General features: G+C 72.0%; 12 protein-coding genes. 4 read left to right on the top strand and 8 right to left on the bottom strand.

The window, feature by feature from the left end:
* Positions 1-465: 465 nt before the first annotated feature.
* Positions 466-2,931: a GAF domain-containing protein gene (locus tag WME75_RS07025; RefSeq protein ID WP_437487510.1), complete on the top strand. Its 2,466-nt coding sequence runs from the start codon at positions 466-468 to the stop codon at positions 2,929-2,931.
* Positions 2,932-3,499: 568 nt separating this feature from the next.
* Here the strand turns inward: WME75_RS07025 and WME75_RS07020 are convergent.
* The 4 genes from WME75_RS07020 to WME75_RS07005 all read right to left on the bottom strand — a co-directional run bounded on the left by WME75_RS07020 (position 3,500) and on the right by WME75_RS07005 (position 10,137).
* Positions 3,500-3,808, bottom strand: a complete 309-nt coding sequence (locus WME75_RS07020; RefSeq protein ID WP_437487508.1) for a hypothetical protein — start codon at positions 3,806-3,808, stop codon at positions 3,500-3,502.
* A 978-nt stretch (positions 3,809-4,786) separates the two neighbouring features.
* Entirely contained in the window at positions 4,787-6,928 is a 2,142-nt protein-coding gene (locus WME75_RS07015) for a response regulator (protein WP_437487506.1), read from the bottom strand.
* 751 nt (positions 6,929-7,679) lie between these two features.
* Complete coding sequence (locus WME75_RS07010) at positions 7,680-8,795, bottom strand: prephenate dehydrogenase/arogenate dehydrogenase family protein (RefSeq protein ID WP_437487503.1); 1,116 nt, start codon at positions 8,793-8,795, stop codon at positions 7,680-7,682.
* 208 nt (positions 8,796-9,003) lie between these two features.
* Positions 9,004-10,137, bottom strand: a complete 1,134-nt coding sequence (locus tag WME75_RS07005) for a serine/threonine-protein kinase (RefSeq protein WP_437487501.1) — start codon at positions 10,135-10,137, stop codon at positions 9,004-9,006.
* A gap of 267 nt (positions 10,138-10,404) precedes the next feature.
* On the opposite strand from WME75_RS07005, the gene WME75_RS07000 reads away from it, so the two are divergent.
* The gene (locus tag WME75_RS07000) at positions 10,405-15,498 is read left to right on the top strand and encodes an AAA family ATPase (RefSeq protein WP_437487499.1); all 5,094 of its coding nucleotides are present in this window, start codon (positions 10,405-10,407) and stop codon (positions 15,496-15,498) included.
* 21 nt (positions 15,499-15,519) lie between these two features.
* Here WME75_RS07000 and WME75_RS06995 read toward each other — a convergent pair whose 3' ends face one another.
* The 4 genes from WME75_RS06995 to WME75_RS06980 all read right to left on the bottom strand — a co-directional run bounded on the left by WME75_RS06995 (position 15,520) and on the right by WME75_RS06980 (position 19,272).
* A complete protein-coding gene (locus WME75_RS06995; protein WP_437487496.1) occupies positions 15,520-16,098 on the bottom strand; it encodes a cytochrome C in 579 nt (192 codons plus the stop codon).
* Between the two features lie 98 nt (positions 16,099-16,196).
* A complete protein-coding gene (locus tag WME75_RS06990) occupies positions 16,197-18,356 on the bottom strand; it encodes a heavy metal translocating P-type ATPase (protein WP_437487494.1) in 2,160 nt (719 codons plus the stop codon).
* 2 nt (positions 18,357-18,358) lie between these two features.
* Positions 18,359-18,958 (bottom strand): hypothetical protein, encoded by a 600-nt coding sequence (locus WME75_RS06985; protein ID WP_437487491.1) that lies wholly within the window; start codon positions 18,956-18,958, stop codon positions 18,359-18,361.
* 53 nt (positions 18,959-19,011) lie between these two features.
* Positions 19,012-19,272: a hypothetical protein gene (locus tag WME75_RS06980; protein WP_437487489.1), complete on the bottom strand. Its 261-nt coding sequence runs from the start codon at positions 19,270-19,272 to the stop codon at positions 19,012-19,014.
* A 581-nt stretch (positions 19,273-19,853) separates the two neighbouring features.
* On the opposite strand from WME75_RS06980, the gene tssC reads away from it, so the two are divergent.
* Positions 19,854-21,326, top strand: coding sequence for a type VI secretion system contractile sheath large subunit (tssC, locus tag WME75_RS06975; RefSeq protein WP_437487486.1), 1,473 nt, complete (start codon positions 19,854-19,856; stop codon positions 21,324-21,326).
* A gap of 128 nt (positions 21,327-21,454) precedes the next feature.
* On the top strand, positions 21,455-23,569 hold the full coding sequence (locus WME75_RS06970) for a M13 family metallopeptidase (RefSeq protein WP_437487483.1): 2,115 nt from the start codon (positions 21,455-21,457) through the stop codon (positions 23,567-23,569).
* Positions 23,570-23,580: the final 11 nt, after the last annotated feature.

Here is a 23,580-nt window from a genome sequence, read left to right as displayed (position 1 = left end):
AGGTTGTGGACCATGACCCTTCCATTTCAGACTTCTTGGAAGTACGAAAACCTCAGTCTTTCTCGTTGCATGCGAGCTCATCTGAGACGGCGAGGCGCGATCGGTCAGGACCGCTTCGTGCCGTGGCGAAAACGCTTCCGCCGGAGCGGTTAGCCAGACTACGAGCGGGGCTCTCGCCGGACCGTCAGGCCGGGCTCCTCCGGGCGTGGCGCGCGCAGCCCAGGAAGGCCGGTACACTGCCACAGTAGCGTACCCCTGCCCACTTGGGGTAGAATGCAACGCACGGCTCCGGTGGACATCGCGCCGCTGGAGGAGCCCGTTGATGCGGGCGACGGCCCCTCCATGATCCCTTATCCATCTACGATCACGACGGAGCTCCCAGCGAACGAAGGGGCCACCGCGCGGACACCCGCGCCGGCGCCGACCTCGCTGCCAGCGCCCCCCGCGATCGCCTCGGAGATGGCGATGAAGCTCCTACGCAAATCGGCTGACGAGCGCTCCGCGCAGCACCTGAGCCTCGGCGCGCCCCTGACCGTCGAGCCGCGCCAGCGCGCGGAGCTCGCCTCGATGAACCTCACGGCGGGCCGCAGGGCGAAGGAGCGGGGCGCGCCCCCCGCGGCGGCCGACCTCTTCGAGGCCGGGATCTCGGCGCTGCCGGACGGGAGCTTCAAGCAGGACCACGAGCTCGCGTTCTCGCTGCACGCGGAGGCGGCCGAGTGCGCGTACCACGGCGGCCAGATCGAGCGCGCGGAGTCGCTGCTCGACGTGCTCGCCGCGGAGGCGCGCTCGGATCTCGAGCGCGCCCGGGCGTACGAGCTGCGCATCGCGCTGTACACAACGCAGGGCCGGCTCGACGAGGCGCTGGCGCTCGGGAAGACGGCGCTCGCGATGCTCGGCGTCCCCCTCCCCGAAGAGGGGCCGGCGCGGAAGGCGGCCGCGGAAGCCGAGCTCGCGGCGGCGCGCGCCGCGCTCGGCACGCGCCGGCTCAGGGACCTGCTCGACGAGCCCGAGACGTCGGACCCGAGGACCTGCGCGGCGCTCCGGCTCCTCATGACGCTGACGATGCCCGCCGCGCTGATCTGCCCGCCGCTCTGCACCTTCATCGCGGCCAGGCAGGTCAACCTGTCGCTGGAGCGCGGGCACAGCGGCGCTTCCCCGTACGGCTACATGGCCCACGCGTGGATGGCCGCGCGGGTGCTCCGCCGCTACGACGAGGCCTACGAGCTCGGCGAGCTCGCGCTCGAGCTGAACGAGAGGTCCGGACAGGACGAGCTCTCGTGCCGGCTGCGCCTCGTGCTCGGCGCGCACATCAGCGTCTTCACCAAGCACCTGCTCTCGAGCCTCGACCTCTTCAAGGAAGCCCACGAGGCCGGGCTCAGGGCCGGCGATCTCACGTACGTGGCGCAGACGTGCGTCCATACCGCCCTCGTTCGCTTCGGGCTCGGCGACGAGTGCGAGGCGGTGCGAGCCGAGGTCGACGGGTTCCTCGCGCTCGTGCAGCGCGGCCGGGAGGAGCTCGCCGTCGCGGCGCTGACCGGGGTGCGCCGCGCGCTCGACGACCTGATGAGCGCGGCGCCTGTCGGCGCGTCGCGCGCGCCGGAGCCCGTGGTCAACGAGGCGGCCGCGGCGTACGAGGAGAAGCTCTCGGCGCCGGCCTATGGCGCCGTCGCGTTCATCCACTGCGCGCTGCGACAGCAGGTCTGCTTTCTTGTCGAGGACTACGAGGGAGCTTTGCGAATGGGGTCGCTCGCCGAGGCGAAGATGCCGGGCGGCGTCGACGATCACCTCGCGACCGAGGTCGTCTTCTACACATGCCTCACGCTGCTCTCGCCCGCGCTGTCGCGGGGCCGACAGCTGACCCCCATCTCCGTGCCGAGCTACAGGGACCGGCTCGCGGCGTGGGCGGAGCGGTGCCCGGACAACTACCGTCACAAGCACCTCCTCGTCCGCGCGGAGTCCGCGCGCGCCGCCGGCGAGGAGCTCGCTGCGATGAAGCTCTACGATCAGGCGATCGAGGCGGCGAAGGTGAACGGGTTCGTGCGCGACGAGGCGCTCGCCAGCGAGCTCTGCGCGAAGTTCCACCTGGCGAGCGGGAGGGAGCGGATCGCTCACGTCTACATGACCGACGCCCACGAGGGCTATCTGCGGTGGGGCGCGACGGCCAAAGTGCGACAGCTGTCTCGGAAGTACCCACACCTCGTGGCGCGCACCACGTTCTTCGGGCAGGCGAGCCGGCCGCCGGAGGCCGCGCCCCCGGCGAGCGCGCAGCGCCCTGGCTCGATCGATGCGCTCGCCGTCCTCCGCGCCTCGCGCGCTCTCCACGGGGAGCTCGCCCTCGAGCGGCTCTTCGAGCGGCTCCTCCGGGTGCTGCGCGAGAGCACCGGGGCGCGGCGCGCCGTGCTGCTCCTCGCCCGCGACGGCGCGCTGACCGTCGAGGCCGAGCTCGCCGGCGAGGCCGAGGGGGTCCGTTTCGGGGCGGGGACGCCGCTCGAACGCATCGCCGATCTCGCCGCGAGCGTCGTTCAGCACGTCGCGCAGACGCAACAGCCGGTCGTGCTCGCGAGCGCAGCGGCGGACGAGCGGTTCGCGCAGGACCCCTACCTGATCGAGGCCGGCCCGCGCTCGATCCTGTGCCTCGCCATGACGCACCAGGGCCGCCTCACGGGCGTGCTCTACGCGGAGAACGACGCGGGCACCGGGGCTTTCCGCGCGGCGCAGCTCGAGCTCTGCGGCCTGCTCGCGTCGCAGGCGGCGGTCGCCGTGAGCAACGCGGTGCGCTACGGCGAGGCGCAGCGCGCCGTGAGCGATCTCCGGCGCTGCAACGAGGCGCTCACGTCAGAGGTCGCTCGTCTCACCGAGGAGCTCCGCGCCAGCAATCGCGAGGCGGAGAGCCCCTGGAGCGAGCTGAGGCGCTGCAGCGACGCACGGTAGAACCGTGGTGCACGGTCAGCCCTTGGTCGTGCCGAGCTCCCGACCCGAGGAGACGCTGCTCGTCGCGCGGTGAACTGGATTCCTCCGGCCTGGGATCTCCATGGAACCTGGGACGCGCTGGACAACGCACCGCCGGTTCCACGCAGCGGAGATCTCATCACGGAGGCATGACGCGGGAATCAGGGCGGCCGCAAATGATGCGTAGTCCGGGAGCTGCGCGCCGGAGCTCCGTCCGAGACGCGTCGAAGCGTGAAGCGGGCGCCGCAAAGCGAAAGAGACGCGCAGCAGCGCGAAAGAGGCGTGCTGCTGCGCGAAAAGCGCGTGGCAGCACCGCGCGGCAACAGCGCAGATGGCGCCTGGCGCAGCGCCCCCCAGACCGGATAAACCGGTGCCGGAAGGTACATGATCTGGGATGAAAATGCTCCGGATCTCACGGGAAGGAGGGAAGACGCAAAGCATCTTCCGTCTCCCAACCTTTCCGTGATCCCCTTCGAGCTAAAGCGGGACCGCTCCCCCGCCCCCCGCATTGCGGCTCGGGCGAGGGAAGCGCATCAACGAGGCGTTCGCCTCAGGCGCCGCCCTCGCCGCCCGCACCAGCGCCGCCAGCGCCGCCAGCGCCGCCAGCGCCGCCGGCGCCGCCGGCGCCGCCGTCACCAGCGCCGCCCTCGCCGCCCTCGCCGCCCTCGCCAGCGCCGCCCTCGCCGCCCTCGCCGCCCTCACCAGCGCCGCCCTCGCCGCCCTCGCCGCCCTCGCCGCCCGTGCCGCTCGACGACGACGAGCTGCTCGTCGTCCCGGAGGTGGTGCCCTCATCATCGCCGCATCCGGCGCCAATCATCATGGTTGCGCCAAGCAGCAGCGCGCTTGCAAAGATGCTCATCGAAGCTTTCATGTATCGTTCTCTCCGTTGGGTTGTTCCCCCCCAAAGAATTGCCCGGCACAGACCCGCACCGTTTACCGCTCCACATCGCCGCGGCGACTCAATTCACGCCGAAATCGCGCAAATTGTGCGCTCGCGAGCTACACGAGCGCTCCGCCATGCGATGGTTCGGTGTCGGTTCGTTGGTGATTCCGTTATTGTGGATGATAGGCCACCATACTGGATTACGCAAGCTTTTTGTCTCACTGCATCATCGTTGCATGTGGGTGGCCCACCGCGAGCACCTGCCGGTCAAGCACATTCGCCGACGTGCGCCCAGGCGCACATGAGGCATGAAAAGCAACTTTGCTTGACGCGGCATCCGTTATAACGGATGAACCTCCAGAGGTGAAGCCCCTTGAGCCAATGCGTGCTCGCGTGATCGACGTGGAGGAGCACCGCCGGGGCCGCGCAGCACGCAACCACGGCCCGGCCGCGGCGCGGGCGCGCTTCGTCCGGCTCCCCGTGTGGGGTTGGCTCCCCGTCTGGCCCATGAGGACATGTTGTGCGGGAGGCACTGCAAGTCTCAGGCCTACCGCCCGTCGCGCCTCGGGCGCTCCGCACCAGGGTCGCTGTCCCATGGATGAGCCCGCGGCGGCCCAGGAGATCAGGCGCCCGACCCGGCAGGGGTCGTGACGCTCTCCCCGCCCCCTCGAGGACCGCAAGCATGAGGCCGCTCGGGTCGAGGGGCCGGCACGTCGCGGGGAGGAGATTGCAGGGTTGACCCAGGAGAGCCCTTGTCCTGCTCAGGGGCGCGGGCGCGCCCGGACAAGACTCGATATCCCGCTCGGGCTCGCTCGGGCGCAGCGTTCGAGATCAGATGGGGTGTGCGAGCGAGAGGGGCGCTCCAGGCAAACGGCGCTCGCTCACCGGACACCCGTCGCTCGCTGGCCGGCCGACGGGGGAAGAGCGCCCGAGCGCCCTCCGCTCCCTCGACCCTCACGGGTTGATCTCGTCGCCGGGGTCTCGCTCCCGGGCGCAGGTGAGCTCGCCGGCGCGGGCCCTGGCCGCGAGGCTCGCCACGGCGGCCACAAGGGCGGCGGGCTCGATCGGCTTCGTTGCGTGCATGTGGAAGCCGGCGTCGAGCGCGCGCTTCTGATCCTCCTTGCGAGCATAGGCCGTCAGCGCCAGCGCGGGCAGATCGCCGCCGGCGTGCGCCGGGCGCTGCCGGATGGTGCGGATGAGCTCGTAGCCGTCCTCGCCCGGCATGGCGATGTCGCTCACGAGCACGTGCGGGCGTGCCGCGCAGAACGCGGCGAGCGCCTCGCTGGCCGAGGCCACGGCCGTCACCTCGGCGTGGTGCTGCGAGAGCACCTCCTGGAGGAGCTCCCGGGCGTCCGCGTCGTCCTCGACGAGCAGGACGTGGAGCCCGCCGAGATCGAACGCGGCCTCCGACGACGCGAGCGAGCGCGAGCGCACCTCCTTCATCGACGCCGCCAGCGAGCTGCGCTCGACCCCGCAGAGCGGGAGCCGGACCACGAACATCGACCCCTTCTGCAGCCCGGGGCTCTCGGCCACGACCGAGCCGCTGTGGGCCTCGACGATGTGACGCACGAGCGACAGCCCGATGCCGAGCCCCGCGTGCGTCCTGCGGCTCGTGCTGTCGGCCTGGCGGAAACGCTCGAAGACGAAGGGCAGGAAATCCGGCGCGATCCCCTCGCCCGAGTCGCGCACCGTGAGCTCCGCGTAGGCGCCGGCCCGCCGGAGCGAGACGAGGATGTGGTCCCCAGGACGCGTGAATTTGAGCGCGTTGGCCGTGAGGTTCGAGACGACCTGCTGGAGCCGATCCACGTCGCCGTTCACCTCGAGGACAGGGTCGAGCGAGACGTCGATCGTGAGCCCCTTCGCCTCGGCGGCTGGACGGATCGCGTCGATGGCGATCTCCACGACGGGCGCGAGCGCCATCGGCGCCGCGCTGATGCGCAGCTTGCCCGTCGCGACCCGGGAGACGTCGAGGAGATCCTCGATGAGCTTCGTCTGCGCGGCCACGTTGCGCTCGATCACCTCGAGGCCATGCGACACCCGCTGCTCGTCGAACGGCTCGCCGCGCAGGAGCTGCGTCCAGCCGAGGATCGCGTTGAGCGGGCTGCGCAGCTCGTGGGAGAGGGTGGCGAGGAACTCGTCCTTCAGGCGGTTCGCCTCGCGCGCCTCGGCGTGCACGCAGTTCTGGATGGCGATGGAAGCGAGCTGCGCGAGCTGCACGAGGACCGTCTCGTCGTCGTCCGAGAACTCGCCGTCGTGCCGGTCCGAGAGCTGGATGGTCCCGATGTTCTGACCGTCGGCCGCGGTGAGCGGCACGGCGAGGTACCCCCGCGGCGGCGGCCTCTGCCCGGCGTCGTCCAGCCACTCCGGGTGCTGCGAGAGCTCGCGCTGCGTCATCCGGAGGGGCCTGTTCCTGCCGCACACGTACGCGCACAGCCTGCCGGCGATGGGGGGCGGCGCCTCCTGCTGGAACGTGGCGTACCGCTCCGAGAGCGACACCGCGGTCCGCGCCCGCTCTCCGGGCTTCTCCAGCTTCACGAGCGTCATGGCGTGATGGGCGCAACCGACGTCGCGCGCCGCCTCGGTGATCGCCGCGACCATGGCGTCGAGCGACATGGCCGAGTTGATCGTGAGCGCGGCGCGGTTGAGCCGCTGGAGCTGCTCCGCGTGCGCGCGCAGCGACTCCGCCTGGAGCCTGATCTTCTGTGTCTTCTTGGAGAGGTCGACGAAGACAGACACCTTGGTGCGGAGGACCTCGGGGGCGAACGGGGTCATGATGTAGTCGACCGCCCCGAGCGAATAGCTGCGTTCGACATAGGCGCGATCGTTGTGCGCCGTCAGGAAGATGATCGGCGTGTGCAGCGTGCTCCTTCGCTTGCGGATGAGCGTCGCCGTCTCGAACCCATCTATCTCCGGCATGTTGATGTCGAGGAGGATGACCGCGAACTCCTCCTGCAGAAGGCTGCGGAGCGCCTCCCTGCCGGACGCCGCCTTGACGATGTTCTCGCCGAGCGGAGCGAGAACAGCCTCCAGGGAGAGGAGCTGCTCAGGCCTGTCGTCAACGACCAGGATGTTGACCCTGCCTACTTCTGCCCTCATCCCGCGTCTCCTTGCCCTCCTGCCCGGCGTCAGCGCCGCGGCCGACCTCGCAGCATCCTCAGGAACTCTTCTGTGTCCACCGCTTTCGGGCGGCGAATGCCGCGCCTGCTTCAGGGTTCGGCCCGAAGAGGTTCATGGCGACAATGTCGCCTGATGGGCGCAGCGCCGTCTCGCGGCGAGAGACGGGCCCGCGCCGCGTCCCGACCGAGCGGCGACCGGCGCCCGCGCGCTGGGAGGCACCCCCGAGGGCGGTCGAGCGCGCGCGGACCCCGCTCCTGCCGCCGGCCCCAGAACGCTCGGCCTCCTCGGCATGGCCGCCCCGTTGATCCATTCCAGCCCTCCCTGAACTGCACTGACGAGCCCGTATCGTAATCTAGGCGCCGTCCTACCCGCGACCCCGGGGTCGCCTGCAGTGCCAATAAGGGAGCTCCCGATGCTGCTCCATGATCCCCGAAAGGCCGACCGTACACCGAAGCGCGCCGGCGTGGAAAGGGATTTCGCGGCGCCATGGGGCGAGCGCCACCTCATGGAGAGGCCGTGAGGGAGATCGCGAATCGAGAGAGAGGCACGGAGGAAATCGACGCGAAACGCGATGCGAACCACGAAACGCGATACAACAACCGATGCAAAAGCGGACGCGAGAACCGACGCGACAGGCGCGTAAAGCAGCGCGGTTGTTGTTGACGCTCTCCGTGTCCGTCGCGTTTCCGTGGTGAGGAGTTTCTCCCGCGCTCCGCGCGCCGTCGCCACGCTAGGTGGAGGAGCGCCGCTCCTGCAGGGAGCGCGAGTGCCGGAGGATCACCTCGAAGACCTCGGCGATCCCGTCGGCGTCGAGGCCGAGCTCGCCTGCGCGACGGCGGCGCGACTCCATGAGCCGCGCCTCGCGCACGGGATCCCGGACCGCAGCGCCGATCGTGGCCTTGGCGCGCGCGGCGCGCTGGACGAGTTCGGACCGGCGCGCGAGCAGGTCGACGAGCTCCAGATCCAGCTCGTCGATGAGCTCCCGCGTCTCGCGGAGCTCGGGGGAGAGCGAGCCGAGATCGGGGATCGAGAGCGCGGCGAGGTCCTCGGGCGCGGCGTCCTTGGTCGGGACATCGAGGCTGCGATCGACGGCGACGAGCGCGCTGATGAGGCGGCGGCGCGCCTCGCCCGCGAAGGGGTTCTCGCGGTGCAGCGCAGCGAACAGGTGCCCCGCGTCGACGCGCACCGTCTCGATCGTGTGCGCGATGCCCTGGAACGAGGGCGGCGCGTACGGCGCGCCGGCGGGCACGCCCGCGTCCAGCATGCCCTTCGCGATGAAGAACGCGAGCGCGTGCGTGAAGGCCATCACCCGGTCGTGCTCGTCCGGGGCCTGCTCCAGCACCTGACACCCGATCCGCTCGAACAGCGCGACGACGCGGCGCACCGCGTCCGGATGGACCGGGTTCGGGCAGACGACGGCGCGCAGCGGGCGCTCGCCGCGGGCGAGGCTCGCCGGACCGAAGAGGGGGTGCGTCGCCACCCAGGGCCGGTCGGCGCCGAGCACCTCGGCCATGGCGCGCGCCGGCACGGTCTTCACGCTGCCCACGTCGGCCACCACCTGCCACGGCGCGAGGTGCGGCCGCAGCGAGACGAGGGCCTCGCGCATCGCCGGCACCGGGACGGCAACGAGGACGAGGTCCGCGCCGTCCACGAGCTCCGCAAGCGAGGCGGCCCGCACGGCGCCGTGGATCTCGGCGCCAGGGTCGAACGCGCGCACCGCGATCCCCGCGTCGCCCAGCAGCGACCCGAGCGCCGCGCCAAAGCGGCCATATCCGAGGAATGCGACCTTGCCTATGCGCGCGGACGGAGCGGAACCGCCCCAGGGATGTGGGAGAGAATGCGGCATGCGGCGGATACTACGACAGCCGGTCTACGCCGATGTCACGTTTTCTCGGCGCCGGCGCGAGGACCTGCGCGCGTGAAGGCGCCTGCGCCCGTGGGCGATCGGGATGGCCTTCCGGCTTCTCCATGCCTGCCCTGCTCCGAGGCGGCTGCGCCCCCTCGGCGACGACCGGAGGCGCCCTCGCCGGAGGCGGGGCGCGATCGGCGCCGGCTCACTTGAGCTGCGCCGCGGCCACGCCGAGGATCGCGAGCAGCGACGCGAGGGCCGCGATGAGCGCGAGGCGCACCTTGTGGCTCCCCTTGAGTGGCGCGTCGTGCTGGAAGGCCCGCGAGAGCGCCGGCGCGCCCGGCTCGGTGGCCTGCTGCAAGCGCGGCGCGGCGCGCGGCTTCGCGTTGAGCCCGAGCCCGATCGTCGGGAGCGAGGCGCGGGGGCGCGGCGGCAGCGTCGCGCCGAGGACCCGCGCGGCGCGCTGCGCGTACTCCTGGCTGCCCACCGGCGCGTGCGGGGCGAGCGCGATCGCCAGCTCGGCCACGTTCGCGGGCCGCCGCGCCGGGTCCTTCTCGAGGCAGCCGAGGAGCACGCGCTCGACGGTGGGGGGAATGTCGGGCCGGAGCGCGCTCGGGAGCGCCGGCTCGGCGCTCGCGACGCGCAGGGCGAGATCGGCGGGCGAGCTCGCCTCGAAGGGAGGCTGCCCCGTCAGGAGCCGGTAGAGGATCGCGCCGAGCGACCAGATGTCGGCGCGCGCATCGAAGGCGCTCGACGGCCGCAGCTGCTCCGGCGCCATGTAGAAGGGACAGTCGAGCCCCTCCTGCGCCGGCGCGCCGCCGTCGCCCTCGCTCGCGAAGGACGGGTCCCTCGAGATGCCGACGTCGAGCACCTTGAGGAGCGTCGCGCCGCCGGGGGTCGTCGTGAGGAACAGGTTCGCCGGCTTGAGATTGCCGTGCACGATCCCCGCGGCGTGCGCCTCGGCCATCCCCACGCAGGCCTGCAGCACGCAATCGACAGCCTCCGAGATCTCGAGCTGGCCGCGGTCGCGGAGCAGCTCGGCGAGATCGCGGCCGTCGAGGTGCTCCATGACCAGGTACGGGACGCCCGAGTCGAGCTGGCCGACGTCGAGCCCCCGCACGACGTGCTCGCCCTTGAGCCGCACCGCCGCGCGCGCCTCACGGAGGAACCGCTCCACGAGCGCAGGGCTGGAGTCGCCGACCAGGAGCTTGATCGCGACCCGCTCGGGGTGGACGAGGTGGCTGGCGCCGAGCACCATCCCCCTCCCGCCCCTGGCCAGGACCCGGTCGACCCGGTACTTCTCGGCGATCACGTCCCCTGCAACGACAGGTGCGTTCATCGAAGCTCCCCGGTGTGCGCGCCGGCGCCGGGCAGCCGCCCACCCGCCGGACATGCGCAGCGTCATCCTAGCACCTTCGCTCGCTGGATTGATCGAGGAGCAGCGCGAGCAGGAGCGGGCCACGAGGACCGGACGGGAGGCTCGAGCGCCCGCTCCACGACGTTCGCTTCGACGGCGCCGGGTCGACTCCTGAGGCCGAGAATTCCCGGCTCGCGTGCACACGCACCTTGCTTTATATTCCCATGAATTGCGCGAGGGGGAACGCGTATGACTCGGGCGGAAGCGACCCAGGTCCACCGCTGCGGCCGCTTTCTGCTCCGCAGGTTCACGGTCGACGGCAGGACGGTCGTGCAGAAGACCGTCCGCGGGAGCCCTCCGGCCCCGGGGGCGGCGGCTCTCCTGCTGCGCGAGCACGCCTTCCTGCGCCGGCTCGACGTGCCGGGGGTCGCACGGCCGCTCGCGCTGGAGGGCCCCGCGAGCGCGCCCGCGCTCCTCCTCGAGGACGCGGGCCCCGAGGACCTCGAGCGGCGGCTCGCCCGAGGGCCGCTCGCGCTCGACGCGTTCTTCGACATCGCCGTCGCGCTCGCCGACGCCTGCGCGCGCATCCACGCGGGCGGCGTCGTCCACCGCGCGATCGCCCCCAGCCGCGTGGTCCTCGGCGCGGAGGGGCAGGTCACCCTCGTCCACTTCGTGGACGCGGCCGAGCTCACGAGCGCGCCCGGCGCCGTGGAGATCGAGAAGCTGAAGGCGCTCCCCTTCCTGTCCCCCGAGCAGCTCGGGCGCACAGGCCGGTTCATCGACGCGCGCTCGGACCTGTACGCGCTGGGCGCGACCTTCTACGCCATGCTCATCGGCGCGCCGCCGTTCCAGGACCTCGATCCGCTCGCGCTCGTGCACGCCCAGCTGGCGAGGAGCCCCGTGCCCGCGCACGAGGTGAGCGCCTACGTCCCGGCGACGCTGTCCGAGCTCATGCAGCGGCTCCTCGCGAAGATGCCGGAGCTGCGGTACCAGAGCGCCGAGAGCCTCGCCCAGGACCTGCGCGAGGCGCGGAGGCGGTGGCTCTCCACCGGCGACATCGAGCCGTTCGAGCTCGGCCGCCTCGACCTCGCGCGGTGGCTCCCGCTGCCCGAGCGCCTGTTCGGGCGCGAGCGCGAGCTCGCCACGCTGCACGGCGCGCTCGCCCGCGCGTCGGCGGGCCGGACAGAGCTCGTGCTGGTGACCGGAGAGGCGGGCATCGGAAAGACCGCCCTCGTCGAGGCGCTGCAAAGCGCGGTCGCCAAGCGGGGCGGGCGGTTCATCGAGGGGAAATTCGATCTGCGCGCCGCCAACGTGCCCTACGCCTCATTGACGGAGGCGCTCCGCACCCTCGCGGCCATCCTTCACGCCGAGCCGGAGGACAGCCTCGCGCAGCTCAGGGACGCTGCGAGCGCGCCCTGCCGCGTGCTCGCAGCGCTCTGCCCGGAGCTCGCCGACCTCTTCGCGGGGACGCCCGATCTGCCCGCCGTGGATCCGATGCGCGCGGAGAGCCGCTTCCTGCTCGCGATCCAGGACTTCGTGCGCGCCGTGGCCGGCCAGCGGCCGCCGCTCGCGATCTTCCTCGACGATCTCCAGTGGACAGACACCGCGTCGCTCCGCGTCCTGCACACCCTGGCCGCGGATCCAGGCAGCCGGCACGTGCTGCTGATCGCGGCGTACCGGCCGAGGGAAGTCGGCCTCACGCACCGGCTCCAGGGGACCTTCGAGGAGCTCCGGCGAGCCCAGATCCCGATCACCCGTCTGCCGCTCGGCCCGCTCGACGCGCAGGCGATGGTCGCGCTGCTCGCCGACGCGCTCCGCTGCGAGCCGGAGCGGGCGCGACCGCTCGCGGAGCTCCTCCTCGCCAAGACCGCCGGCAATCCCTTCTTCGTCCGCCAGCTCCTCCGATCGCTCCAGGGGAAACAGCTGCTCCTCTTCGACGCGAGCCGCTCGACGTGGACGTGGGACCTCGGCCGGATCGAGCGGGTCGGGGCCACCGACAACGTGGTCCAGCTGATGGCGGAGTCCGCCCGCAAGCTGCCCGAGGAGGCGCAGGAGCTCCTGCAGATCGCCGCGTGCATCGGGAGGCGCTCGGAGCTCGGGATCGTCGCGGCCGTGTCGGGCCGGTCCATCGACGAGACGATCGCGTCGCTCGGCCAGCCGCTCCGGGAGGGCCTCATCCTGCCGGACAGCGCGCGCCAGCCCGGCCGGGAGCTCGCGGTCCGGTTCGCCCACGATCGCGTCCAGCAGGCCGCCTACGAGCTCGCGCCAGAGGAGCGGCGGAGGCAGCTGCACCTGGAGATCGGCCGCTTCCTCGAGGCCTCCTGCGGCGCCTCCTGCGGCGACAGGGCGGAGAGCGCGCTGTTCCACGCCGTGGACCAGCTGAACCTCGGCCCGACGCCGCTCGACGCGGAGCAGCGGGGCCACCTCGCGCGGCTGAACCACCGCGCCGGACTCAAGGCGCGCCGCGCCGCGGCCTACGGCCCGGCGCTCGCATACTTCCGCAGCGGCCTCCGCCTGCTGCCGGAGGGCGCCCCCCGCTCATGCTACGAGCTCTGGTTCTCCCTCCATCGCGACGCGGCGGAGTGCGCCGCGCTGACCGATCAGCACGCCATGGCCCGCGCGCTCGTGGAGGAGGGGCTCCGCCACGCGACGTCGATCCCCGAGAAGGTCGATCTGGAAGCGCTCCGGATCATGAGCGCGACGATCACCGGCGAGCACGATCTGGCGCTCGGCTGGGGACGCGACGCGCTGCGCGCGGACTTCGGGGTCGAGCTGCCCGCGACGGATCTCGACGGGGCGATCGCGGCGCAGCGGTGGGCCATCGCCGAGCACGTCGCGGCGCGCTCGCCCGAGTCGCTCGTCGACCTCCCCCGCGTGACCAGGCCAGAAGCCCGGGCCCACATGAAGCTCCTCGGCGAGCTGGTGGCCCCCGCGTGGTTCGCGGACCGGAAGCAGCTGCTGCTCCTCACCTCCCTCGGCGTCCGCTTCGCGCTGGAGCACGGCAACTCGAGCGAGGCGATCCTCTCCTACGCAGGGCACGCGCTGCTCCTGGCGGCCGAGGGCGAGCTCCAGAGCGCCCGGGGCTTCGGCCGGCTCGCCGTGGAGCTCGCGCGGAGGTTCGAGGATCGCGCCCAGGAGACGATCGCCCGGTACATGTACAACGAGTTCGTTCACCCGTGGATCGCGCCGCTCGCCTCGAGCGCGGGGCCGTTCCGCGAGATCATCGCCCTGGGCCTGTCGTCCGGCGAGCTCCGCTTCGCCGCGTACGCGCACACGGGGCTCGTGGAGCACTCGTTCGCCGCAGGGGTGGAGCTCGATCGCGTGCTGGTCGATCTGAACGACGCGCTCGCGTTCAGCCGGCAGACTGGCAACAAGTCGACGCTCCTCCACCAGCTCGCCTACCGGCAGACCATCCGGTGCCTCAAGGGGCTGACGAGGAGCCGGGGCCTGGCCGATGATGCCGAGTTCGACGAGCGGGCCTTCCTCGAGGCGGCGCAGAGGGAACCGTCGACGATGTGCGTGTATCACATCGTGCGTCTCCAGGCCTCTTACACGTACCGGGACCTGGCCCAGGCCGCCGCGCACGCCGACGCGGCGGTCCCGTACATGCACTTCCTCGGCGGATACATCCCCGAGTGCCAGCACGCGCTGTATACCGCGCTCACGCTGCTGTGGCGGTGCGACGAGGCCGACGCGCGAGAGCGGGCCGCGCTGCTCGCGCGCGTGGCCGACCTGCAGCGCGTCCTGCAAAGGTGGGAGTCGGGCTGCGCGGAGAACTTCCTCCCGCGGCGCCTCCTCGTCGACGCAGAGATCGCCCGCGTCGAGCGCAATTTCGAGCTCGCCGGCGCGCGATACGACGAGGCCGTCGCCGCGGCGACGCGCGGGGGATCCCTCAATCTCTCGGCGCTCGGCAACGAGCTGGCCGGGCGCTTCTACCATGGGCTCGGGCGGGCGCGGATCGCGGCCCTCTACCTGCGCGCCGCGCGGCAGGGGTTCGCCCGCTGGGGGGCTTCGGAGAAGGCCCGCGCGCTCACGGACGAGTTCAGGCTCCACGAGCCCTGCGAGGAGCCCGAGCTCGTCGAGGAGCGGCTGCCGGCGGTCGCCCTCGACGCGCTCAGCCTGCTCAAGGCCGCCGAGACCCTCTCCGGAGAGATCGTGCTCGATCGGCTGCTCGAGAAGCTCCTCGGCGTCTGCCTGGAGGCCGCCGGCGCGCAGCGCGGGGCGCTCGTGCTCGAGGAAGAGGGGGAGCTCTTCGTGCGGGCCCTGGGGTCGGTCGCGGCCCCGGTCTCCATCGAGCGCACGCCGCTCTCCCGGTCGCGCGAGGTCCCGCGGCGGGTCGTCGAGCACGCGCACGGAGCGCGGGAGCTCCTCGTGCTCGACGACGCGGCCTGCGAGCCGGAGCAGGGCCGCGATCCTCACTTCGCCGAGGGTGGGTCGAGGTCGGTCCTGGTCCTGCCCATCCAGCGGAAGGAGGCGCAGCTCGGGGTGGTCTACCTCGAGAACAACCTCACCACGCGCGCCTTCACGCGCGACCGCGTCCGCGTGCTGGAGCTCCTCTCGGACCAGATCGCGATCGCCCTCGAGAACGCCCGCCTCTACCGCGAGGCGCAGCACGCGGTCTGCGCCCGCGACGACTTCCTCAGCGTCGCGTCGCACGAGCTCCGGACGCCCGTCACCTCCCTGCGCCTCGGCCTCCAGGCGCTGCTCCGCCGGAGCGGCCACGCGCCCGAGGATCGCCTCGGGCGCGCCCTGCACCGGATGGATCGGCAGGTGCAGCGGCTCACCCGGCTGATCGACGATCTCCTGGACGTCTCGCAGCTCCACACCGGCCGGCTGGAGCTGCACGTCGAGCCGGTCGACCTCGCGGAGGTCGTGGACGAGGTCGTGGAGCGGCTCGGCGAGCGCGTCGCGCAATCGGGCTCGCTCGTGAGCGTGCGCGCCGAGCCGTCCGTCGTGGGGTCGTGGGACCGGAGCCGGCTCGAGCAGGTGGTGTCGAACCTGCTCGACAACGCCCTCAAGTTCGGGGCGGGCAAGCCGATCGAGATCACGGTGGCGCGGAAGGACGGCACGGCGGAGCTCGTGGTGCAGGATCAGGGCATCGGGATCCCGGCCGGGCGACTGCCCTACGTGTTCGAGCGGTTCGAGCGCGCTGTGTCGAGCCGTCACTTCGGGGGGCTCGGGCTCGGGCTCCACGTCGTGAAGAGCATCGTGGAGGCGCTCGGCGGCGCGGCGCGCGTGGACAGCCGCCAGGGCGAGGGGGCGCGGTTCACGGTCGAGCTGCCCTGCGAGCCGCCGGCCGCGAGCCGGACGGCGCCGGCGTCGCTCGACGGCCTGCGCCCCTGACGCGCGCCGGCCCGAGGGCCGCTACGGCCTGCGCCCCGGCTGCTGGGGGACCATGAGGATGTACGGCGTCTCCGGCTCCTGCCCCGGCGGCACCGCCGTCGGCGCGCGGGCGCCCTTCGCGCCGAGGCTCCGGATGAAGCGGTACATCGCCACGAGGTCGCGCTCGTGCAGGGTGGCGTAGTTGAGCCAGGGCATCGGCGGGCGGCCCGCGGCTGCGCGGAACATCCTCACCCAGGCGTCCTCGCTGAGGTCCTGGACGGAGAGCCGGAGGTTCGACGCGTAGCTCGTCCCCCACGGACCGCGGTAGCCGATGTCGTTGCCCGTCAGCCACTCCGAGGCGGGGAGCCTGCCGCTCGATCTGTCCCAGCCCGGCGTGTGGCAGTCGTTGCACCCGCCCACGAGGATCAGGTACCGGCCCGCGTCCTCCGGGCTCACCGCCGTCACGTACGGCGAGGCAGGCGGCTGGGCACAGGCCGCACAGCCGATCACCGCCGCCACCGCCGCGCCCGGCAGCCCGCGCACAGCCCAGCGCGCCGCGTGCGCCGCGCGCGCCCGCGCGGCGCCGGAGGACCTCGATCCAGCGCGCCTCTCGCTCTCCATCCCGGCCATTCCATCCGTCGTGCAGCGCGCATACCGGGCCGCGGCGCAGCGCCGGGCGGAACGCGTCCGCCGCCGTCGTACCCGCGCGCCGCGCCGGCTCACCGCCGCTCGCCGCCGGCGCGGGCCTTCCTGCGCGGCGCCGCCATGAGCGGACGGAGACCGTTCACGCAGGCGAGGACCGCGGAGCCGTTGTTCATGAGCGTCGCCGCGACCGGGTTGAGGAACCCGGGGATCGACAGCGCGTACGCGACCGCGTTCACGGCGAGGATCATCGAGAAATTCTGGTGGATGATGCGCATGGCGGCGCGCGAGATGTCGATCGCCTCGACGAGCTTCGACAGGTCGTCCTCCACGAGCACCACGCCCGCCGTCTCCCGGGCGATCTCCGCGCCCGCGGACACGCTGATGCCGATGTCGGCGTACGAGAGCGCCGGAGAGTCGTTGATGCCGTCCCCCACGACCGCAACCGTGCGGCCCTCCTGCGTCAGCCGGCGCGTGATCTCCGCCTTGTCCTCGGGCAGCATCTCCGCGAAGCACCGCGTGATGCCGAGCTCGAGCGCGACCTGCCGCGCCACCTCGCGGCTGTCGCCCGTCAGCATGACGATGTCGTCGATCCCGCGCTCGCGCAGGCTCCGGATGGTCGCGCGGCTCTCGGCCCGGATCGCGTCGCGGCAGGCGAGCGTGGCGACGTGCTGCCCGTCGACGGCGAGGAAGAGGAGCGACTTCGCCGCCGCCTCGAGCGCCCGCTTCGCGCCGGGCTCGGCGCGGCAGGGGATGCCGAGCTCCTCGATGAAGCGCGGGCTGCCGAGCTGCACGATCTTGCCGGAGACCCTGGCCTGCACGCCCCGGCCGACGAGGTAGCGGGACTCTTCCCGGTCCGGGATCGACAGCCGCCACGCCTCGGCGAGGCGGAGCACGGCCTGCGAGACGGGGTGGGTCTGCCGCGCGGACACCGCGGCGGCGAGCGTCGCCGCCTCGCGCTCGGACAGGGCGTCGTGGACGAGGAAGTCGGTCACCTCGGGGACGCCGGAGGTCAGCGTGCCGGTCTTGTCGAACACCACCGTCGACACCTTCGCGAGCTTCTCGATGTAGGCGCCCCCCTTGATGAGGATCCCGCGCCGCGCCGCGGCGTTCATCGAGGCGAGCACCGTCGTCGGGGCCGAGACGCGCGGGCCGGTGCCGAAGTCGATCGTCAGGATGGCGGACACGCGGCCGAGATCCCTCGTCGCCGCGAGCACGACCGCCGAGCACGCGAGCGCCGGCGGGACGAGCCGGTTCGCCACGACCTCCGCGTAGTTCTGCGCGCGCGTCTCCAGCGCGGGCGCGTTCTCGATGAGCCGCGCGGTGCTCGCGGCGGTCGTGTCGCCGCCGACCCGCTCGGCGCGGACGTACAGCTTGCCGTCCTTGATCACCGTCGCCGCGAAGCAGCGGTCTCCCGGGCCCTTGAGCACCGGCATCGACTCGCCGGTCAGCGTCTGCTGATCGACGAGCCCCTCGCCGTCCGTGACCGTCCCGTCGACCGGGATCACCGAGCCGGTGTAGACGACGAGGACGTCCCCGACGGCGAGCTCGGCCACCGGGATCTGCACCTTCGCGTCGCCGCGGACCACCCACGCAAAGTCCTGCTGGTACCCGAGCAGGCCGCGGATCGCGCGCCGGGCGCGCGCCTGGGTGAGATCGCGGATGTGGTCGCCGAGCGTGACCAGCCAGATGATCCCGGCCGCGTTGATGGCGTCGCCGGTCGCCACGGCCGAGGCGATGGCCAGGCTGTCGAGCAGGTCGACGTTGAGCTTGCGCTGCCGCACCACCGAGTCCCACGCCCGCCGGAGGATGGGCGCGGACGTCGCGGCGATGAACGGGTACGCGAGCAGCGGCGAGGCGAAGCCGCCGAGCGAGAGGAGCATGCCGGCGCTCGAGAGATAGAGCGGGCGCTTCGCGACGGCGGACGCGCGGCGCGCCTTCCTGGCGTCGCGCGCGGCGCGCAGCGCCCCCCGCGGGGCCGGCGCGGCCGAGACCGCGGCGGCGGCGCGCGCGATGGCGCCGACGTCGACCTGCCGCGGGTCGTGCTCGACGACGGCGCTCGACGCGCCCTCGGCGATGCGCACGGACAGGACCCCCGGCACGGCGGTGAGCCCCGCCTCGAGCAGCGGGCCGAAGGCCGCGTCCTGCCCGAGCCGCGGGAGCCGCAGGCGGACCCTGCCGGAGATCGCGTGGACTACCGAGACCGGCTCGGTCCCGCTCGGCGGAAGCGCTGCCATGGTCACCCCGTCTCGCCGGTCGGCGCGCCCGCGCCTGCGCCCGCGCCCGCGAAGAAGCCCTGGATGCGGGCGTGATTCAGGACCACGAAGGCGTCGACTCCATACTTGATGAGCGTGATCCAGTGGGGCATGCCCGCGGAGCGCCGCGTCATTATCTGGAGCACCCCCGAACCGACGAGGAGCGCCGGCACGAGGAGCTTGAGGTCGACCTGCGACGGCGGGACGACCTGCGACGCCGAGTTCAACCGGTCCGCGGCCTTGACCACGAGGCGCGCCGTCCGGCCGGGGCTCGGCGGCTCGGCGGGCGCGGCGCAGTGCGACGGCGGGGGCGTGAGGGAATCGAGCGGATGACAGCCGCAGTCCGAGAGCTCCGGGATGAGCGCGAGCTCGGAGAGGACGGCCTCCAGCGCGACATCGGGCTCGTGCTCGACCGTGAGGCTGCCGGCCCACGCGCTCCCCCGCGCGTCGACGACGCTCGGGCAGGCGCGCGCCATCTCCGCGATCTCCGCCGCCCTTGGCGGGTCCCTGCGCAGCGCGGGGACGCCGAGGCGCACGCGCCCTGGAACCCTGTGAATGATGAAGACCCCTCGATCGCTCGGCATGGCTCACCTCCCCGGTCCCGGCCGGCGAGGCCGGATCACCGGACCCCCTCTCGTCAGCTCGCGGGCGGATCCATCCCGTCGCGCGCGGACGCCTGCGCGCCGCCCGTGCCGGCGCGCTGCTCTTGCCGGGCCATCTCCTCCCTCACCTCGGCGAGGAGGTCGGCGAGCCGCTCACTGCCCTCGCCGAGCGCCCCCCGGATCGCGCCGGCGGCGACGAAGCCCGCCCTCAGGGCCCTCTTGACCATCGGACGGGTGATCCTTGTCAAGCTGGCGAGTCCCACGCCGATGATGATGCCGAGTCCGAGGCGTTCCATCCCCCCTCCTTTCCTCGAAATCCACGAACGGCGGCGCGCACCGGCGCGCCGATGGAAGACAGAGAATTCGAACCACAGAGGCACAGAGGACAGAGAGAGAGGGACAGGAGATGCGCTCTGTCCCTCGTGCCCCTGTGGCTGATTTCCCTGGGTTTTTGGCTGCTTGGAGCGCTAGCGACGCGCGGTGTCGGCGCTGCGCGGCCACGACCGGGACGGGCGCCGTCGCGAAGGCGGCGGCCCCGGATCCGGGATTGTGGGAGGGCGCCTTCGCGCGAAAACCCCTGCTTCCGCGACTTCCGTGAGAGCACCCACATGTGATTTGTAACACTGTAGTCGCTCGCTCGCCATGTACATTTCATGTCCACTCGACTCTTCATTTGGGTGCTTGCGTGCTTGCGTGCTGACGGAGCGCTCTGCACCGTTCCGCGCGGGCGTCCGAGGGGCGCCGCTCCGTCACGTCGTCACGTCGATGCCCGATCGGGGCGCGGGCGGGAGGGCGGGGCGTGCCCGGGACCGCGCCGCAGGCGGGCGCCGGCTGTCCATCGCTTCCAGCCGGCGGGCGACCGTGGTAATTTGCGGACATGCAAGCGGGGCAGCACGAAGGGCCGGCGAAGGAGAGCAGCGGCTCTCTCCTCGCGGAGCTCCTGGCGGAGACAAGGATCTCCCCGGCCAACGAGGCGTACCGGGACATGAAGCGCGGCGTGAAGGCCGCGCTGGACAAGGCGGCCGGCCGGCCCGACGCCGGCGCGGCGCTCGACAATGCGCTGATCGACCTGTGGATCGCGGAGATCGACCAGCGGCTGTCGCGCCAGATCGACGAGATCCTGCACCACCCGGTGTTCCAGCGGCTGGAGGCCGCGTGGCGCGGCCTCAAGTTCGCGGTCGATCACATCGACTTTCGCGAGAACATCCGGGTCGAGGTCCTCAACTGCTCGAAGGACGACCTGCTCGCGGATTTCGAGGACTCGTCCGAGCTCGTGAGGAGCGGCCTTTACAAGATCGTCTATTCGTCCGAGTTCGGCTCCTTCGGCGGCAAGCCGTTCGCCGCCGTCGTCTCGAACTACGAGTTCGGCCCCGGGCCCCAGGACATCGCGCTCCTCCAGAAGTGCGCGGCGGTGGCGACGATGGCGCACGCGCCCTTCCTGGCCGTCGCGGGCCCGCAGTTCTTCGGGCTGACGGACTACCGGAAGGTGCCGCACCTCGGCGACATCAAGGCGCTCTTCGAGGGGCCGCAGTACGCGAAGTACACAGCATTCCGCGAGTCCGAGGACGCCCGCTACGTGGGCCTGCTCCTCCCCCGCTTCCTCCTGCGCCTGCCGTACGGGGCGAGCACCGTCCCGGTCAGGGCGTTCTCCTACGAGGAGGACGTCGTCGGCGACCACGCGGCGTACTCCTGGGGCGCCCCCACCTACGCCATGGCGACACGGCTCGCCGAGAGCTTCGCGCGCCACCGCTGGTGTCTGCACATCATAGGTCCGCAGTCAGGCGGCACGGTCGAGGGGTTCACGCTCCACGAGTACGAGGCGCTGGGCGCGATCCAGACGAAGATCCCGACCGAGATCATGCTGACCGAGCGCCGCGAGTTCGAGCTCAGCGAGGAGGGCTTCATCGGGCTCACGTTCCGCAAGGACACGGACAACGCCTGCTTCTTCTCCGCGAACTCGGTGCAGAAGCCCAAGTACTTCGGGCAGAGCGACGAGGGGCGCGCCGCGGAGATCAACTACCGGCTCGGCACGCAGCTGCCTTACGTGTTCCTCGTCAGCCGGCTCGCCCACTACCTCAAGGTGATGCAGCGGGAGCAGATCGGCACGTGGAAGGAGCGCGGCGACCTCGAGCGCGAGCTGAACGCCTGGCTCAGCGGGTATGTCGCGGACATGGATGTCGTGTCGCCCGCCGTGCGCTCGCGCAGGCCGCTCCGCAAGGCGCGGACCCTTGTGAGCGAGGTGGAGGGGAGCGCGGGCTGGTACCGGGTGCACCTCGAGGTGCGCCCGCACCTCAAGTACATGGGGGCCTACTTCACCCTGAGCCTGATGGGGAAGCTCGACCGGGAGTGAGGCCGGGCGCGTTCCGGGCGAACGCGAAGGCGGCAAAGGCGGCGAAGGTGAAGGCCGGTCGACATCGCTGGATCCGCGCGGCCGGCGGTCCATGTCCGCGCAGCCGGCGGTCCATGGTAGAGCGCCGCATGCGCACGCAACGACCGCTCGCAGCTCCCCTCGCGATCACCCTGGCCCTCTCTGCGCTGCCGGCCTGCGGCCCGGCCGCGGGCCCGCCGCCGGCGCCCCCCTCCGCCGCGGCCAGGACGGCGGCGCCGCCTGCGCCGCAGGGCCTCCCCGTGGTCGAGACGAAGCTCGCGAACGTCGGGCTCGACGAGGCCGCGCTCGACCGCTCGGCGAGCCCCTGCGAGGACTTCTACCAGTTCGCCTGCGGCGGATGGCTCGCCAAGGCGGAGATCCCGGGCGACGAAGCCTCCTGGATGCGGAGCTTCAACGAGATCGATCGGCGCAACGAGGCGGAGCTCCGGCGCATCCTCGAGGAGGCCGCGCAGGCCGGCGACCGGGATCCGGTGAGCAAGAAGATCGGGGCCTACTACGGCTCGTGCATGGACGAGGCCGCGGTCGAGGCCGCCGGCGCGAAGCCCATCGCAGATCTCCTCGCGAAGGCGCGGCGGGTGCGCGACCCGAAGGGCGTCGGGGCGCTCGTCACCGAGCTCCACAGCCGCCGTATCTGGGCGCTCTTCGACATCGCCTCTGCGCAGGACATGAAGGACGCGACGCGCGTCATCGCCCAGCTCGACCAGAGCGGGCTCGGCCTGCCGGACCGCGACTACTACGTCAACGAGGACGACAAATCGAAGTCCATCCGCAAGACCTACGAGGAGCACGTCGCGCGCATGATGCGCCTCGCCGGGGCGCAGGAGGCCGCGGCGAAGGCGGCGGCGCTCGACGTGATGCAGATCGAGACCGAGCTCGCGAAGGCGTCGAAGACGCGGGTCGAGCGGCGGGACCCGAAGGGCCTCTACAACAAGCTGGACCGGGCGGCGCTCGCGAAGGCAGCGCCGGAGTTCCCCTGGGACGCGTACTTCCAGGGGCTCGGCCGCCCGGACGTCAAGGAGGTGAACGTGACCTCGGTCCGGTTCTTCGAGGGGCTCTCGCGGCTGCTCAGATCGGCGAAGCCCGCCGCGTGGCAGAATTACCTGGCGTGGCACGTGGTGCGCTCCAGCGCGCCCGCGCTGCCCAAGGCGTTCGTCGACGAGAGCTTCGCGCTGCAATCGGCGCTGACCGGGCAAAAGGAGGTCCGGCCGCGCTGGAAGCGCTGCGTGGACGCGACCGACAACGCGCTCGGCGAGCTGCTCGCGCAGCCGTTCGTCAAGACGAGCTTCCCCGGCGAGAGCAAGCCCGCGGCCGAGGCGATGGTGCGCGAGGTCAGCGACGCATTCGCGCGCGAGGTGCGGGCGCTCGACTGGATGGATGAGGGCACGCGGCAGCGCGCCCTCGCCAAGCTCGGCGCGATGGCGTACCTCATCGGGTATCCCGACAAGTGGCGGACGTACGATTTCGAGGTCGATCCGAGATCGTACGCGAAGAACGCGCTCGCGGCGCGCGCCTTCCACACGCGGTGGGATCTCGGGAAGATCGACAAGCCGGTCGATCGCGACGAGTGGCAGATGAGCCCGCCCTCCGTGAACGCTTATTACGATCCGCAGCGCAACCACATGGTCTTCCCCGCCGGCATCCTGCAGCCGCCGTTCTACAGCGTGACGTCGGGCGTGGCGGTGAACCTCGGCGGCATCGGCATGGTGGTCGGGCACGAGCTCACGCATGGGTTCGACGACGAGGGCTCGCAGTTCGACCAGAAGGGCAACCTGGAGGACTGGTGGTCGAAGGAGGTCGCCGCGGCGTTCAAGGCGAAGACCGGCTGCGTCGAGGCGCAGTACTCGGCCTACGAGGCGCTGCCGGGGCTGAAGCTGAACGGCAAGCTGACGCTGGGCGAGAACATCGCGGATCTCGGGGGGCTGAAGCTCGCGTTCATGGCGTACCGCACGATGCGCAAGGGCGCCGCGGAGCAGACGGTCGCGGGCGGCTTCACGGAAGATCAGCAGTTCTTCCTGGCGCACGGGCAGGCCTGGTGCGGCAAGATGCGCGACGAGGCGCTCCGGCTCATGGTGCAGGTGAACCCGCACTCCCCGCCGCGCTTCCGCGTGAACGGGCCGCTCGCGAACCTCCCGGAGTTCGGCGAGGCCTTCAAGTGCGCGTCCGGCACGCCGATGCGACCGGCCAAGACGTGCACGGTCTGGTAGCCGCGCGCGGC

This window comes from Sorangium sp. So ce1014 (assembly GCF_051521505.1).
Lineage (GTDB): Bacteria > Myxococcota_A > Polyangia > Polyangiales > Polyangiaceae > Sorangium.
The sequence above is the reverse complement of the archived record's forward strand: the minus strand, read 5'-3'. Positions and strand labels throughout refer to the sequence as shown.